Genomic DNA, 13755 nt, shown 5'->3' with positions numbered 1-13755 from the left:
GCCTGAACAGATTAGAGACACGACCATGCATAATGTCGTCATCAGCGGCACCGGCCTGTACACCCCGGCCAATAGCATTTCCAACGAAGAGCTGGTGCAGTCTTTCAATACTTACGTCGCGCAATTCAACGCCGACAACGCCGATGCCATTGCGCGCGGTGAAGTGGAGGCATTGACCGAATCCAGCGCCGCGTTCATCGAAAAAGCCTCGGGCATCAAGAGCCGCTTTGTCATGGACAAGGATGGCATCCTCGACCCGCAGCGCATGGCCCCACGCCTGCCGGAGCGCTCCAACGACGAGTGGTCGGTGCTGTGCCAGATGGCCATCGGCGCGGCCGAACAAGCCTTGCAGCGCGCCGGCAAGACCGCCGCGGACATCGACGGCGTGATCGTCGCCTGTTCCAACCTGCAGCGCGCCTACCCGGCCATTGCCATCGAAGTCCAGGAAGCGCTGGGCATCCAGGGTTTCGGTTTCGACATGAACGTGGCGTGCTCCTCGGCGACCTTCGGTATCCAGACCGCCGCCAACAGCGTGCAGCTGGGCCAGGCCCGGGCGGTCCTGATGGTCAACCCGGAAGTCTGCACCGGCCACCTGAACTTCCGTGACCGCGACAGCCACTTCATCTTCGGTGACGCTGCCACCGCGGTGATCATCGAGCGTGCTGACCTGGCGACGTCCAAGTACCAGTTCGACATCGTCAGCACCAAGCTGCTGACCAAGTTCTCCAACAACATCCGCAACAACTTCGGCTTCCTCAACCGCGCGGCGGAAGAGGGCATCGGTGCCAAGGACAAACTGTTCGTGCAGGAAGGCCGCAAGGTGTTCAAGGAGGTCTGCCCGTTGGTTGCCGAGCTGATCGGTGAGCATCTGCAGGAAAACCAGCTCAACGTCAGCGACGTGAAGCGCTTCTGGCTGCACCAGGCCAACCTCAGCATGAACCACCTGATCGTCAAGAAACTGCTGGGTCGCGACGCCACCGAACAGGAAGCGCCGGTGATTCTCGACACCTACGCCAACACCAGTTCCGCCGGTTCCGTGATTGCGTTCCACAAGAACCAGGACGATCTGGCTGCAGGTTCGCTGGCCGTGCTCAGCTCGTTCGGTGCCGGTTATTCGATTGGTAGCGTGTTGCTGCGCAAGCGCTGAAATTGTTTTAACTGTCGTAGCTGCGATTTTTTTGGCAGGGCTTTTGTGGCGAGGGGGCTTGCCCCCGTTCGGCGACGAAGTCGACGTAGAACAGGCTGATACGGTATGTCTGTCAAATTGCAGTGGCCGGGTTTGGGATCGCTTCGCGATCCAACGGGGGCAAGCCCCCTCGCCACAATGAATATGTGCAGGCGGGGATATGAAAACAGCCCGGCGTTGATGTGTCGGAGGATGATGGGGACCGATACATCAAAGCCAGGCTGTAAAAGCGTCCCGGGCTTCCTTGCCCGAGTCGTATAGCGGGGTGAATCAGAACTTGGCTTCGGCATCCAGTTGCAGGGTGTTGATGTCCGAATCGGTTTTCTTGATGTTGGCGTTGGTCTGGTCCGAGGTCGCCATGTAGTAGGTCGCGCCCAGGGTGAAGTTCTTGTCCAGTTCGTAGCTCACTTTCAGCTTGCTGCCGCGCGAACCGGTGAAGCCGTTGGCGAAGTCGGAGTCGGTGAAGGCGCCCACCACAGCGTTACGCTGTACGTCGCGGTAGTTGTAGTCCACGCCGAAGCCGTAGAGCTTGGTCTTGACACCGGCCAACCAGCCAGTGTCCTGGTCGTTGCTGGCATCGGCGTTGTTGACGTACTGACCGTACAGCGACAGCGGTACTGGCAGGTTGGAGAAGTCCAGCTGGCCAAAGCCTTCGTACAGTTTGAACTGTTCGCCCGGGCTGTTGCCGTTGACGGCCAGTGCGCACGGCGTGGTGACGGTGCCGCTGGTAGGGCAGGCGCTGCTGTCATCGTTGTCGTAGGCGTAGAGACTGCCGCCCAAGGTCATTTTCATGCTGTCGGTGATGGCGAAGCGACCACCCAACTGGCCGGCATACAGGCGCAGGTCGTGCTTGAACTGCACGCCTTCACCGTCGACGTTGTCCTTGAGGGTGTAGTGACCGGCGCTGCCGAACAGCTCGGTGCTGCCGCTCAGCGGGTACTTGTAGGTAACGGCCAGACCTTCCGGGCTGATGTCGCTATCCCAGATGATGTCGCCCATGCTCACCCATTGTTGCGGCATCTTGCCGCCAACCAGGTGCAGGTTCTTGATCGCGTCCGGGTGGTAGTCGACGTAACCCTGGTCCAGCCAGATCTGCTTCTTGTCGAAGTAGTTGTCCAGGCTCTGGTTGGTGGATCGAGCGTCGTCGTTGTTGCCGGTGGCGATACGGATACCGGTGTCGACTTGCGGGTTGATTTCGGTGTAGGCACCCAGGCGGGCACGAATGCGCTGACGGTCCTGGTCTTTGTTGTTGGATACGCCATCGTTGTGCACGGTTTCCTGACGGAAGCGCACGTCGCCCTTGAACTGGGTCTTGGCAGCCCAGGCCAGTTTCTGGTCGAAAGCGCTCAGTGTGTCGGTTTTCTTCGCGGTGGCCGCGATTTGCTCGTTGGTCTCTTGCTGAGCCTGACGGGCGATCTGCTGTTCTTTCTGATCCCTGGCCAGCTCGGCTTGCAGTTCGCTGTACTGCGCGCTGGTGATCGAGCCGTTAGCCTTGAGCATGTCGAGCAGTTTGGCGTCGACTGCGGCACTGGCCGGAACACTCATGGCCAGCAACAGGCCACCGCACAAGGCCGCCGCAGTTTTCGTGGAAGCAAGACGCATATCAATCTCCGAAGATGAGAGGGGATGACAGAGCCATCCGGGACACAACCGACCATAAGGGGGCGGAAAACAGTGGCCGGGTATAACCCGGCGCTCTAAAAACAGGCGCCAGTATCGCGATGGTTTATTACAGGGCGGTGGCAATGTGATGTCATGTCGATGACGATACAAAGCTGCCGTGAACTATTGAGTTAGAGCGCTGTCGTCGTTTTGCCCGTGTGCATTGCAGAGCGATAGGCGATACTCGCGGGGCTTTCACGCCATGAAGAGTGAGGATGGTGATGCCGTTGCAACGCCTGCAAAAACTGTCAGAAATCGCCCCGCAGACGTGGGATGCACTGGTGCCCGAGACTCAGCCTTTTCTGCGTCACGCCTTTTTGAGCGCACTGGAAGACAGCGGCAGCGTCGGACCCCATACCGGCTGGCAGCCCGAGCATTTATTGCACGTCGAAGGGGATCGACTGATCGCCGCGCTGCCCGGTTATCGCAAGTGGCATTCCTATGGCGAGTACGTGTTCGATCACGCCTGGGCCGATGCCTGTGAACGTGCCGGCATCGACTACTACCCCAAGCTGTTGAGCGCGGTGCCGTTCAGTCCGGTCACCGGGCCGCGGCTGTTGGCGGCCACGGTCGAAGACGGCTTCGAGTTGTTGAAAAGCCTGCCGGGCTACCTGGAGCTTGAAGGGCTCTCCAGTGCCCACATCAATTTCACCGATCCGTTTACCGACGCGGCACTGAGCGAGCAACCGGGCTGGCTGCAGCGCGTTGGCTGTCAATACCACTGGCAGAATCGCGGCTACCGGGATTTCCAGGACTTCCTCGACGTTCTCAGTTCGCGCAAGCGCAAACAGATGCGCAAGGAGCGCGAGCAGGTGGCCGGCCAGGGCTTCGAATTCGAATGGCTGGAGGGGCGGGAACTGAGCCAGGCGCAATGGGATTTCGTCTATGCCTGCTACGCCAATACGTACGCGGTGCGCCGGCAAGCGCCGTACCTGACGCGGGAGTTTTTCAGCCTGCTGGCCGAGCGCATGCCGGAGTCGATTCGCGTGGTGCTGGCCAAACAGGATTCAAGGCCGGTGGCGATGGCGTTCAGTCTGGTGGGGGGCGACAGCTTTTATGGCCGTTACTGGGGATGCCTGGCAGAGTTCGATCGCCTGCATTTCGAGACCTGTTTCTACCAGGGCATGGACTATGCCATTGCCAACGGTTTCCAGCGTTTCGATGCCGGAGCCCAGGGCGAGCACAAACTGATTCGCGGATTCGAGCCAGTCATTACGCATTCCTGGCACTACTTGCGGCATTCGGGATTGAAAGCTGCGGTGAAAGACTTCCTGGAGCAGGAGCGGCTGGGGGTGCTGGCTTATGCAGAGGATGCGAAGTCAGCCTTGCCTTATCGACAAGGCTGAACTTCAGCGTGTCAGCTTTCTTCCTTGCCCAGCCAGCGATACAGCACGCCACCGACCACTGCACCCAGTAGCGGCGCGACCCAGAACATCCACAGTTGTTGAATCGCCCAGCCGCCGACGATCAGCGCCGGGCCGGTGCTGCGCGCCGGGTTGACTGAAGTGTTGGTGACCGGGATCGAGATCAGGTGGATCAGCGTCAGCCCCAGGCCGATGGCAATGGGTGCCAGTCCTGCCGGTGCACGTTTGTCGGTGGCGCCGAGGATGATCAGGATGAACATCGCGGTCATCACCAGTTCACAGACAAACCCTGCCGCCATCGAATAGCCGCCAGGCGAGTGTTCGCCGTAGCCGTTGGACGCCAGGCCTCCCGCCAGTTCGAAACCGGGTTTGCCGCTGGCAATGAAGTACAGCAGCGCGGCGGCAATCACACCGCCAATGACCTGGGCAATGATGTAGGCCGGCAATTCCTTGGCCGGAAACCGTCCACCCACCACCAGGCCGAGGGATACCGCGGGGTTGAGATGACAACCGGAAATATGGCCAATGGCAAAAGCCATGGTCAGCACTGTCAGGCCAAACGCAAAGGACACCCCGAGCAGGCCGATCCCCACCTCCGGAAAAGCCGCCGCCAACACTGCGCTGCCGCAACCACCCAACACCAGCCAGAACGTACCAACCAACTCAGTCGCCGAACGTTTTAACAGAGACATAGGAGAGTGCCCTTTCGAGATTATGCTGCCTTTAGCATCCAGCTGATGGACTGCAGAACCATCTCCAGAACGTTGAAGTCAGTACAGCACGGTTTTTTCAGAATTCCAGCAGGCACAAAAAACCGCCAGGGCCCGTTGTTCGCGGGTCCTGGCGGTTTTCTAAAATTTTTCGGCTTCACTGGGACCCTGTGGGAGCGAGCTTGCTCGCGATAGCGGCGGACCAGACAACATTGCTGTCGATTGACACTCCGTCATCGCGAGCAAGCTCGCTCCCACAGGGATTGGTGTGTTGATCAAGGGATCAATCGATCCCGACAAACCCACCGGTCTGGTGTTGCCACAACCGCGCATACAAACCGCCATGGGCGAGCAGCTCGGCGTGGGTTCCGGTTTCGGCGATCTTGCCGTTTTCCAGCACCACCAGCCGGTCCATCCGGGCGATGGTCGAGAGCCGGTGAGCAATGGCGATCACGGTTTTGCCCTGCATCAGGGTCTCGAGACTTTCCTGGATCGCTGCTTCGACTTCCGAGTCCAGTGCCGACGTGGCCTCATCCATGATCAGGATCGGCGCGTCCTTGAGCAGTACCCGGGCGATGGCGATGCGCTGGCGCTGGCCGCCGGAGAGTTTCACCCCGCGCTCACCGACGTGGGCATCGAAACCGGTACGGCCTTCAGCGTCCGACAACGAAGGAATGAAACCGTCAGCCCGGGCCTTGTGCACCGCTTCCCAGAGTTGGGCGTCGGTGGCGTCGGGTTTGCCATACAGCAGGTTGTCACGGATCGAGCGGTGCAGCAGCGAGGTGTCTTGGGTAATCATGCCGATGCGTTCGCGCAGGCTTTCCTGGCTGACGTCGGCGATGTTCTGGCCGTCGATCAGGATGCGTCCGCCTTCGACGTCGTACAGGCGCAGCAGCAGGTTCACCAGGGTTGACTTGCCGGCGCCGGAAGGGCCGATCAGGCCGATTTTCTCGCCAGCCTTGATGCTCAGGTTGAGGTCGCCGATGATCCCGCTCTGCTTGCCATAGTGGAAATCCACCTGTTCGAAGCGTACTTCGCCGCGGGCCACCGCCAGGGGTTTGGCCTGGTCGCGGTCGGTGACGCTGACCGGTTGCGAGATGGTCTGCAGACCGTCCTGCACCATGCCGATGTTTTCGAAAATGCCGGTCACCACCCACATGATCCAGCCGGACATGTTGACGATGCGGATCACCAGGCCGGTGGCCAGGGCAATCGCCCCGACGCTGATCAACGACTGCGTCCACAACCACAGGGCCAGGCCGGTGGTGCAGACGATCAGCAAGCCGTTCATGCTGGTGATGACCACGTCCATGCTGGTGACGACACGGCCAGCCAGTTGCGCCTTTTCGGTCTGTTCCTTGATCGCTTCGCGGGCGTATTGCTGCTCGAAGTTGGTGTGGGCGAACAATTTCAGGGTGGTGATGTTGGTGTAGCCGTCGACAATCCGCCCCATGAGTTTGGAGCGCGCATCGGACGCCACCACCGAGCGATCCTTGACCCGTGGCACGAAGTAACAGAGGGCGCCGATGAAGGCGAAGATCCAGGTCAGCAGCGGGATTATCAGGCGCCAGTCGGCTTCGGCGAACAGCACCAGGGAACTGATGGCGTAGATCAGCACATGCCACAACGCATCCACGGCTTGCACGGCGGAATCGCGCAGTGAGTTGCCGGTTTGCATGATGCGTTGGGCGATGCGCCCGGCGAAGTCGTTCTGGAAAAAATTCAGGCTCTGCTTGAGCACGTAGCTGTGGTTCTGCCAGCGGATCATGCTGGTCATGCTGGGGCTCAGGGTCTGGTGCACCAGCAGGTCATGCAGGCCCACGAAGATGGGGCGCAGCACCAGCGCAACCACCACCATCCAGGTCAGTTCGAGGGCGTGATCCTGGAACAGATTGATGTTCGGCGTGCCTTGGGCCAGGTCGATGATACGGCTCAGGTAGCTGAACAACGCCACCTCGATCAACGCACCAATCAGGCCGACGATCAGCAGGGCGGCGAAGCTCGGCCAGACCTGCTTGAGGTAATAAGTGTAGAAAGGGAAAACCCGGTCCGGCGGAGACGCCGTCGGTGCTTCGCGGAAAACATCGATCAGTTTTTCAAAGCGGCGATAAAGCATTGGTTGTTCGCCCGCGAGCGGGCTCTCCTTTTAACGTTTTGAGCGTTGCCGGCAAACACCGGCAACGGCTCGGACATCCTTGTCCAGCTTAGTCTCAGTCGATGCGCTTGGCTGACTTGATGAACACCGGATCGGCCGGCACGTCGCGCATACCGTTTTTGCTGGTGGTAGGCGTGTTGACGATGATATCGACCACGTCCATGCCCTTGACCACTTTGGCGAACACGGCGTAGCCGGCGTCGCGACCCGGATCAAGGAAATCGTTGTCCTTGACGTTGATGAAGAACTGGCTGGTGGCCGAGTCAGGATCGGAGGTGCGAGCCATCGACAGCGTGCCACGCACGTTATGCAGGCCGTTGCTGGCTTCGTTCTTGATCGGGTCCTTGGTCGGTTTCTGCTGCATCGAGGAGGTGAAACCACCGCCCTGGGCCATGAACCCCGGGATTACCCGGTGGAAAATCGTGTTGTTGTAGAAACCACTGTCGACGTACGCAAGGAAGTTCTTGGTACTGATCGGGGCCTTGACCGGGTCCAGTTCGATTTCGATCTGGCCGTTGGTGGTGTCCAGCAGCACATGCGGTGCCTTTTCCGGCGTCGCGGCCATCAGGTTGGCGGCAAACAGGACGGTGCCTGCGGCGAGGGCGATTTTTTTCAGCATGGGTCAGTGATCCTGAGTGGTGGTGTCGACTGCGGTCAGAAACTCCAGCAGCGCCTGGTTGAAGTGTTCCGGCTGGTCCAGCGGCGTGGCGTGGCGTGAATCGGCGATCACCACCAGCCGCGCGTCGGGCAGCAGTTTTACGTAGTTTTCCTTCAGCGCCACCGGTGTGTAGTCACGGTCGGCGCTGACGATGAGGGTTGGACAGGTGACCTTCGAAAGTCGTTCCTGGACTCCCCAGCCGACAATGGCATTGAAGCTGGCGAGATAAGCATGTTTGTCGTTTTTTGCCCAGCGTTCGGCCATTTTTTGTCGCAAATCGGCCTGCTCGGGTTTGGGGAACAGCTTGCCGCCCAGTGCCTTGCCAATGGTGCGCAGGCTGAGTGCGTGCGTCAGGCTCCAGCGCTTGAACCACTGCCAGTAGTCATCGCGGCTGCGCAACTTGACCTCGGGCGCGCTGTTGACGATGCACAGGCTCTTGAGCAGTTGCGGCTGATCCACGCCCAGCTGGAAGCCGATCATGCCGCCCATGGACAGGCCGACATAGTGTGCCGGACCGAGATTGAGGTGTTCGATCAGTGCAATCAGGTCAGCGCTGAATCCGGCGATGCTGTAGCGCTCCCGGGGCTTGTCCGAACGGCCGTGACCACGCACATCCGGGACGATCACCCGGTAGCGGGTGGCAAGTGCCGGGATCTGTTTTTCCCAGTCCAGGGTGCTGGAGCCGAGGCCGTGGACCAGCAGCAGCGGCGTGCCGTGACCATATTCCTCATAGTGCAGGTTGCAACCTTCGTGTTCGAAATAGGCCATGCATACACTCCGTGTCAGGCTTGTTCGGGGGCGGCGAACGGTGCGTCCAATGGTGCGGTGTCAAACGTACGCAGCAGTTCGATGAGAATCTGCGTGGCCGGTCCCAGCGGTTTGTCCTTGTTCGAATACAGGTAAAAGCTCGGGTTACGGCTGCCGCCCTGATCCAACGGTAGCAGCTTGAGCGTACCTTCCTTGAGTTCCCGTTCGATCAAGTGCCGGGGCAGCCAGGCAAACCCCAGACCGCTGCTGACGAACGTCGCGGCGGTGGCCAGGCTGCCGACGGTCCAGCGCTGTTCGGCACCGAGCCAGCCGACGTCCCGTGGTTGCTGGCGGCCCGAGTCGCGGATCACCACTTGCATCTGGCTTTCCAGGTCCTGGAAGCTCAGTTCGCGGTTGAGCCGGTGCAGGGGATGCTCCGGGTGGGCGACAGCGACGAACTCGACGTCACTCAATTCCGCGCCCAGGTAACCGGGAATACTGAAACCCGTGATGGCCAGGTCGGCCACGCCTTCGAGCAGGACTTCCTCCACACCCGACAGCACTTCCTCGCGCAGGCGCACCCGGCAGCCACGGCTTTGCGGCATGAACGCGGTCAAGGCGCGGACGAGGCGGGCACTCGGGTAGGCAGCGTCGACCACCAGGCGCACTTCGGCTTCCCAGCCCTGCTCCATGTGATGGGCCAGGTCTTCGAGTTGACTGGCCTGTTTCACCAGTTGCCGGGAGCGGCGCAACAGAACGCCGCCGGCTTCGGTCAGCACGGCTTTGCGCCCGTCGATGCGCAGCAAGGGTACGCCGAGCTGATCCTGCATGCGGGCCACGGTGTAGCTGACTGACGATTGCGAGCGATGCAGCGCCTCGGCGGCTTGGGCGAAACCACCGTGATCGACCACGGCCTGCAGCGTTCGCCATTGATCGAGGGTCACGCGGGGCGCTTTCATGTTGAACTCCTCTTGTCCTAAGCTGGCAGCCCTAATTGGAGGCTGCTGAATGAAAAAATTCTGTTGTGTGCTGCTGGCGCTGCTGCCGCTGACGGCGATGGCTTACCCGATCGATGTGAAAAAAGACCTCAACGGCATGAAGATCGATTACCAGACCTACGACACGGATAACGACATCGGCTCCATCCAGGTGGCCAACTACGGCGACGTCGATGCGAGCTGCAAGGTCGTTTTCATCAATGGCCCGGAAGCACCGCGTACCCGCAAGATCGATGTACCGGCCGGCAAGCACAAAAATGCAACCGCCAAATTCACCCGCAGCATCATCAAGCTGCGCATCGAGCTGACCTGCACCCCGAAATGAACTCAACCCCCTGTGGGAGCGGGCTTGCTCGCGAAGGCGGTGTGTCATTCAACGTTGCTGTCGACTGACAGGGCCTATTCGCGAGCAAGCCCGCTCCCACGGGAGCATGGTTTGCTTATAAACGAATTTATTGATGGGTTATAGCAGTTATTTGCGCTTTTTCATCGATATGACTCTGTTTAACCTTCACTCCATCGACCTACAGCATTCTCAGATGGAGGCTACATCCCATGTCCCGCGTTCTGATCATCGAAAGCAGTGCCCGTCAGCAAGACTCGGTTTCCCGCCAACTGACCCAGACGTTCATCAGCCAGTGGAAAGCCGCTCACCCGAATGACCAGATCACCGTCCGGGACCTGGCCGTCAAGCCGGTGCCGCATCTGGACATCAACCTGCTGGGTGGCTGGATGAAACCCGCCGAGCAGCGCAGCGACATCGAACAGGCGTCCCTGGAACGCTCCAACCAGTTGACCGATGAATTGCTCGCCGCCGATGTGCTGGTCATGGCCGCGCCCATGTACAACTTTGCGATCCCCAGCACCCTGAAAGCCTGGCTCGACCATGTACTGCGTGCCGGTGTGACCTTCAAGTACACCGAAACCGGTCCCCAAGGCCTGCTCAGTGGCAAGCGTGCGTATGTGTTGACGGCTCGCGGCGGCATCTATGCCGGTAGCACTGCCGATCACCAGGAACCGTACCTGCGCCAGGTCATGGGTTTCATCGGCATCCACGACGTGACGTTCATCCACGCCGAAGGCATGAACCTGGGTGGCGACTTCCAGGAGAAAGGCCTGAACCAGGCGAACGCCAAGCTTTCGCAAGTGGCCTGACCAGTTAATCGCCAGATAATCGCTGGATGGTCTAGTGACCTGGCGCAACCCTTCAAGCCTGTACGCGCATCGAACCTCCCTTCGCACTTGTTGCTCCTGAGTGCTCTGGCCCGATTGAACGCTTTAGCGAGATCGGGCTTTTTTTTGCCTGCGATTTAACCAACACCGACAACCCCCTGTGGGAGCGGGCTTGCTCGCGAAAGCGTCGTGTCAGTCGATACCATTGTTGCCTGACACACCGCTTTCGCGAGCAAGCCCGCTCCCACAAGGTTTTGCGTGTTTTCCGACAGGTCTTGGGGATCGCGATTCAAGGCAAAACCCGTTATCGTCGCCGCCATTCGAAATGAGGCGAGCATGGGCTATCTACTTTTTGTCACGCTGATCCAGGCGTTTTCCTTCAGTTTGATCGGCGAATACCTGGCCGGTCATGTCGACAGTTATTTCGCCGTGTTGGTACGCGTGCTGCTGGCAGGGCTGGTGTTCATCCCGCTGACCCGCTGGCGCTCGGTAGAGCCGGCATTCATGCGTGGCATGCTATTGATCGGCGCGTTGCAGTTCGGCGTGACCTACGTCTGCCTGTACCTGAGCTTTCGCGTACTGACGGTGCCGGAAGTGTTGCTGTTCACGATCCTCACGCCGCTGCACGTGACCCTGATTGAAGATGCGCTCAATCGTCGCTTCAACCCCTGGGCCCTGGTCGCGGCGCTGGTGGCGGTGGCGGGGGCGGCGGTGATTCGCCTTGACCGGATCAACCCGGACTTCTTCATGGGGTTCATGTTGCTGCAACTGGCCAACTTCACCTACGCCGCCGGGCAGGTGCTCTATAAACATCTGGTCGCGCGCCACCCGAGCGATCTGCCGCATTACCGGCGTTTCGGCTTCTTCTACCTCGGCGCACTGGCCGTGGCGCTACCGGCGTTCCTATTGTTCGGCAAACAGAACTTCCTGCCCGAAGCACCGTTGCAATGGGGCGTGCTGCTGTTCCTCGGCCTGGTCTCGACCGCTTTGGGGCTCTACTGGTGGAACAAGGGTGCGTGCCTGGTCAACGGCGGGACCCTGGCGGTGATGAACAACCTGCATGTGCCGGTGGGGTTGCTGATCAACCTGCTGATCTGGAACCAGCATGAAGAACTGGGGCGGTTGTTGCTCGGCGGTTCGGTGATATTGCTGGCGGTGTGGATCAGTCGGTTGGGTATACGCAAGCCTTTGGCCGTTCACTAAACTCCGGGTATCCCGATAAACCTGTAGGAGCGAGCCTGCTCGCGATAACGGAGTGTCAGTCGACAATGATGTTGCCTGATCCACCGCTATCGCGAGCAAGCTCGCTCCCACAGGAAATTGTGTGATCTGAAAATCACTTCGGCGCCAGTTGTCCTACCAGAAACTCGATAAACGCCCGGGTCTTCTGCGGCACCCGCCGTGCCGACGAATACACCGCATTGATGGTGATCGCCGGAGCCTGCCATTCACACAACACTGGCACCAGTCGCCCGGCCGCCAGCGCATCCTCGACGATGAAGTCGGGCAGCAGGGCGATGCCCATGCCGGCTTCGGCGGCCTGGGCGAGCAGGTCGCCATTGTTGGCGTGCAGTGGGCCGGTGACGTTCACCCGCTGGGTTTCCTTGCCATTGCACAGTTGCAGGCTGACACCGCTCTGCAGATACCCGTAGTTCAGGCATTGATGGGCGCGCAGGTCCTGCGGAGTCCGCGGAATGCCCGCGCGCTCGAGATAAGCCGGGGATGCCACCATGATGCGCGGCGCGGGTGCCAGTTGCCGGGCAATCATCGTCGAGTCGGGCATGCTGGCGATGCGGATGGTCACGTCAAATCCACCCCGCACGGGATCGACTTGCTGGTCGCTGAGCACCAGTTGCAGTTCGATGTTCGGGTTCTGCTCATGAAACAGCGGAATCAACGGCCCCAGCCGCCGAAGACCGAACGACATCGGCGCATTGACCCGCAACACACCGCGTAACTCGCCGATGCCGTCACGGGCGCGTTGCTCGGCCTCGTCCAGTGCCGCCAACACTTCCCGTGCTGCATCGAAATATTCGGCTCCGGCCTCGGTCAGGTGCAGGCTGCGAGTGGTGCGTTGCAGCAATTGCACACCGATAGCTTCTTCCAGCGCCTGAATCTGTTTGCTGACTTTCGAGCGCGGCACGTCCATGGCCCGGGCGGCTGCGGCGAAGCCGTTCTCGCCAACCGTGACGACGAAGGCGCGCATGCATTCGATGCGATCCATATTGTCCCTTTTTTGGAATCAATGATTCTCGATTTTAGGTAATTGTCCCTTTTATGACTAGCCCCTAAAGTGACATCCAAGCCGACAACAACGCCGCAGAAGGCAACGTCGACTAACCCCTTACCCATTCGAAGTATCGACATCAAAAGGAACGCGCCATGTCTATTCGTGAACTGCTCAACCCAACCAACTCTGCCCTGATCCTGATCGACCACCAGCCGCAAATGGCGTTCGGCGTTCAGTCCATCGATCGCCAGACCCTGAAGAACAACACCGTGGGCCTGGCCAAGGCGGCGAAGATCTTCAACGTGCCGACCATCTACACCTCGGTCGAAACCGAAAGCTTCAGCGGTTACATCTGGCCCGAATTGCTGGCTGTGCACCCGGATCAAAAGCCGATCGAGCGTACTTCGATGAACTCCTGGGAAGACAAGGCATTGGTAGACGCGGTGAAAGCCACCGGTCGCAAGAAGCTGATCATTGCCGCGCTGTGGACCGAGGTCTGTCTGACCTTCCCGGCACTGGAAGCCCTGGCTGAAGGCTACGAGGTGTACATCGTCACCGACGCCTCCGGCGGCACCAGCAAGGAAGCCCACGACATGTCGGTGCAACGGATGATTCAGGCCGGCGCGGTGCCGGTGACCTGGCAACAAGTGTTGCTCGAATACCAGCGTGACTGGGCGCACAAGGATACTTACGAGGCAGTGATGGAACTGGTGCTGGAGCACAGCGGCGCGTACGGGATGGGCGTGGATTACGCCTACACCATGGTGCACAAGGCACCGCAGCGGCAGGTCAAGTAACCCGCAAATTCTGAAAGCGATGTAACCCCTGTGGGAGCGGGCTTGCTCGCGAAAACGGAGTGTCAATCGACATCA

Annotated in this window: 13 protein-coding genes; 6 read left to right on the top strand and 7 right to left on the bottom strand. The window is 59.9% G+C overall.

What is annotated here, in order from left to right; translation table 11 throughout:
* Positions 1–25: 25 nt before the first annotated feature.
* Positions 26–1147, top strand: coding sequence for a beta-ketoacyl-ACP synthase III (locus KGB29_RS10690; RefSeq protein WP_057715981.1), 1122 nt, complete (start codon positions 26–28; stop codon positions 1145–1147).
* Between the two features lie 309 nt (positions 1148–1456).
* On the opposite strand, the gene KGB29_RS10685 is transcribed toward KGB29_RS10690, so the two are convergent.
* The gene (locus KGB29_RS10685; RefSeq protein ID WP_057715980.1) at positions 1457–2788 is read right to left on the bottom strand and encodes a putative porin; all 1332 of its coding nucleotides are present in this window, start codon (positions 2786–2788) and stop codon (positions 1457–1459) included.
* A gap of 281 nt (positions 2789–3069) precedes the next feature.
* On the opposite strand from KGB29_RS10685, the gene KGB29_RS10680 reads away from it, so the two are divergent.
* Complete coding sequence (locus KGB29_RS10680; protein WP_154910896.1) at positions 3070–4194, top strand: GNAT family N-acetyltransferase; 1125 nt, start codon at positions 3070–3072, stop codon at positions 4192–4194.
* A gap of 11 nt (positions 4195–4205) precedes the next feature.
* On the opposite strand, the gene aqpZ is transcribed toward KGB29_RS10680, so the two are convergent.
* The 5 genes from aqpZ to KGB29_RS10655 all read right to left on the bottom strand — a co-directional run bounded on the left by aqpZ (position 4206) and on the right by KGB29_RS10655 (position 9441).
* Positions 4206–4904: an aquaporin Z gene (gene aqpZ, locus KGB29_RS10675; RefSeq protein ID WP_090453724.1), complete on the bottom strand. Its 699-nt coding sequence runs from the start codon at positions 4902–4904 to the stop codon at positions 4206–4208.
* Positions 4905–5205: 301 nt separating this feature from the next.
* Positions 5206–7038 carry an ABC transporter ATP-binding protein gene (locus KGB29_RS10670; RefSeq protein WP_150813363.1) on the bottom strand — a complete coding sequence of 611 codons (1833 nt, stop codon included), beginning with the start codon at positions 7036–7038 and terminating at the stop codon, positions 5206–5208.
* Between the two features lie 94 nt (positions 7039–7132).
* On the bottom strand, positions 7133–7696 hold the full coding sequence (locus KGB29_RS10665; RefSeq protein ID WP_090453726.1) for a peptidylprolyl isomerase: 564 nt from the start codon (positions 7694–7696) through the stop codon (positions 7133–7135).
* Positions 7697–7699: 3 nt separating this feature from the next.
* Positions 7700–8503, bottom strand: a complete 804-nt coding sequence (locus KGB29_RS10660) for an alpha/beta fold hydrolase (protein ID WP_154946939.1) — start codon at positions 8501–8503, stop codon at positions 7700–7702.
* A 14-nt stretch (positions 8504–8517) separates the two neighbouring features.
* Positions 8518–9441, bottom strand: coding sequence for a LysR family transcriptional regulator (locus tag KGB29_RS10655; RefSeq protein WP_007972479.1), 924 nt, complete (start codon positions 9439–9441; stop codon positions 8518–8520).
* 49 nt (positions 9442–9490) lie between these two features.
* On the opposite strand from KGB29_RS10655, the gene KGB29_RS10650 reads away from it, so the two are divergent.
* The 3 genes from KGB29_RS10650 to KGB29_RS10635 all read left to right on the top strand — a co-directional run bounded on the left by KGB29_RS10650 (position 9491) and on the right by KGB29_RS10635 (position 11856).
* A complete protein-coding gene (locus KGB29_RS10650) occupies positions 9491–9805 on the top strand; it encodes a hypothetical protein (protein WP_057715974.1) in 315 nt (104 codons plus the stop codon).
* Positions 9806–10035: 230 nt separating this feature from the next.
* Positions 10036–10635 (top strand): FMN-dependent NADH-azoreductase, encoded by a 600-nt coding sequence (locus KGB29_RS10645; RefSeq protein WP_046043697.1) that lies wholly within the window; start codon positions 10036–10038, stop codon positions 10633–10635.
* 354 nt (positions 10636–10989) lie between these two features.
* The gene (locus KGB29_RS10635) at positions 10990–11856 is read left to right on the top strand and encodes a carboxylate/amino acid/amine transporter (protein WP_150813367.1); all 867 of its coding nucleotides are present in this window, start codon (positions 10990–10992) and stop codon (positions 11854–11856) included.
* Between the two features lie 133 nt (positions 11857–11989).
* Here KGB29_RS10635 and KGB29_RS10630 read toward each other — a convergent pair whose 3' ends face one another.
* Complete coding sequence (locus KGB29_RS10630; RefSeq protein ID WP_150813368.1) at positions 11990–12877, bottom strand: LysR family transcriptional regulator; 888 nt, start codon at positions 12875–12877, stop codon at positions 11990–11992.
* 158 nt (positions 12878–13035) lie between these two features.
* Here KGB29_RS10630 and KGB29_RS10625 point away from each other — a divergent pair, with 158 nt between their 5' ends.
* Positions 13036–13680, top strand: coding sequence for a hydrolase (locus KGB29_RS10625; RefSeq protein ID WP_008018228.1), 645 nt, complete (start codon positions 13036–13038; stop codon positions 13678–13680).
* The last annotated feature ends 75 nt before the right edge of the window (positions 13681–13755 follow it).

The organism is Pseudomonas sp. BF-B-30 (assembly GCF_019956305.1).
In the GTDB taxonomy this organism is placed as follows: Bacteria; Pseudomonadota; Gammaproteobacteria; order Pseudomonadales; family Pseudomonadaceae; genus Aquipseudomonas; species Aquipseudomonas jessenii.
This window is presented reverse-complemented; position numbering and strand designations above follow the sequence as displayed.

Bases quoted from the DNA above. Each gene is read 5' to 3' on its own strand.
- KGB29_RS10690 (WP_057715981.1), top strand. From the start codon at position 26: ATGCATAATGTCGTCATCAGCGGCACCGGCCTGTACACCCCGGCCAAT.
- KGB29_RS10685 (WP_057715980.1), bottom strand. From the start codon at position 2,788: ATGCGTCTTGCTTCCACGAAAACTGCGGCGGCCTTGTGCGGTGGCCTG.
- KGB29_RS10680 (WP_154910896.1), top strand. From the start codon at position 3,070: ATGCCGTTGCAACGCCTGCAAAAACTGTCAGAAATCGCCCCGCAGACG.
- aqpZ (WP_090453724.1), bottom strand. From the start codon at position 4,904: ATGTCTCTGTTAAAACGTTCGGCGACTGAGTTGGTTGGTACGTTCTGG.
- KGB29_RS10670 (WP_150813363.1), bottom strand. From the start codon at position 7,038: ATGCTTTATCGCCGCTTTGAAAAACTGATCGATGTTTTCCGCGAAGCA.
- KGB29_RS10665 (WP_090453726.1), bottom strand. From the start codon at position 7,696: ATGCTGAAAAAAATCGCCCTCGCCGCAGGCACCGTCCTGTTTGCCGCC.
- KGB29_RS10660 (WP_154946939.1), bottom strand. From the start codon at position 8,503: ATGGCCTATTTCGAACACGAAGGTTGCAACCTGCACTATGAGGAATAT.
- KGB29_RS10655 (WP_007972479.1), bottom strand. From the start codon at position 9,441: ATGAAAGCGCCCCGCGTGACCCTCGATCAATGGCGAACGCTGCAGGCC.
- KGB29_RS10650 (WP_057715974.1), top strand. From the start codon at position 9,491: ATGAAAAAATTCTGTTGTGTGCTGCTGGCGCTGCTGCCGCTGACGGCG.
- KGB29_RS10645 (WP_046043697.1), top strand. From the start codon at position 10,036: ATGTCCCGCGTTCTGATCATCGAAAGCAGTGCCCGTCAGCAAGACTCG.
- KGB29_RS10635 (WP_150813367.1), top strand. From the start codon at position 10,990: ATGGGCTATCTACTTTTTGTCACGCTGATCCAGGCGTTTTCCTTCAGT.
- KGB29_RS10630 (WP_150813368.1), bottom strand. From the start codon at position 12,877: ATGGATCGCATCGAATGCATGCGCGCCTTCGTCGTCACGGTTGGCGAG.
- KGB29_RS10625 (WP_008018228.1), top strand. From the start codon at position 13,036: ATGTCTATTCGTGAACTGCTCAACCCAACCAACTCTGCCCTGATCCTG.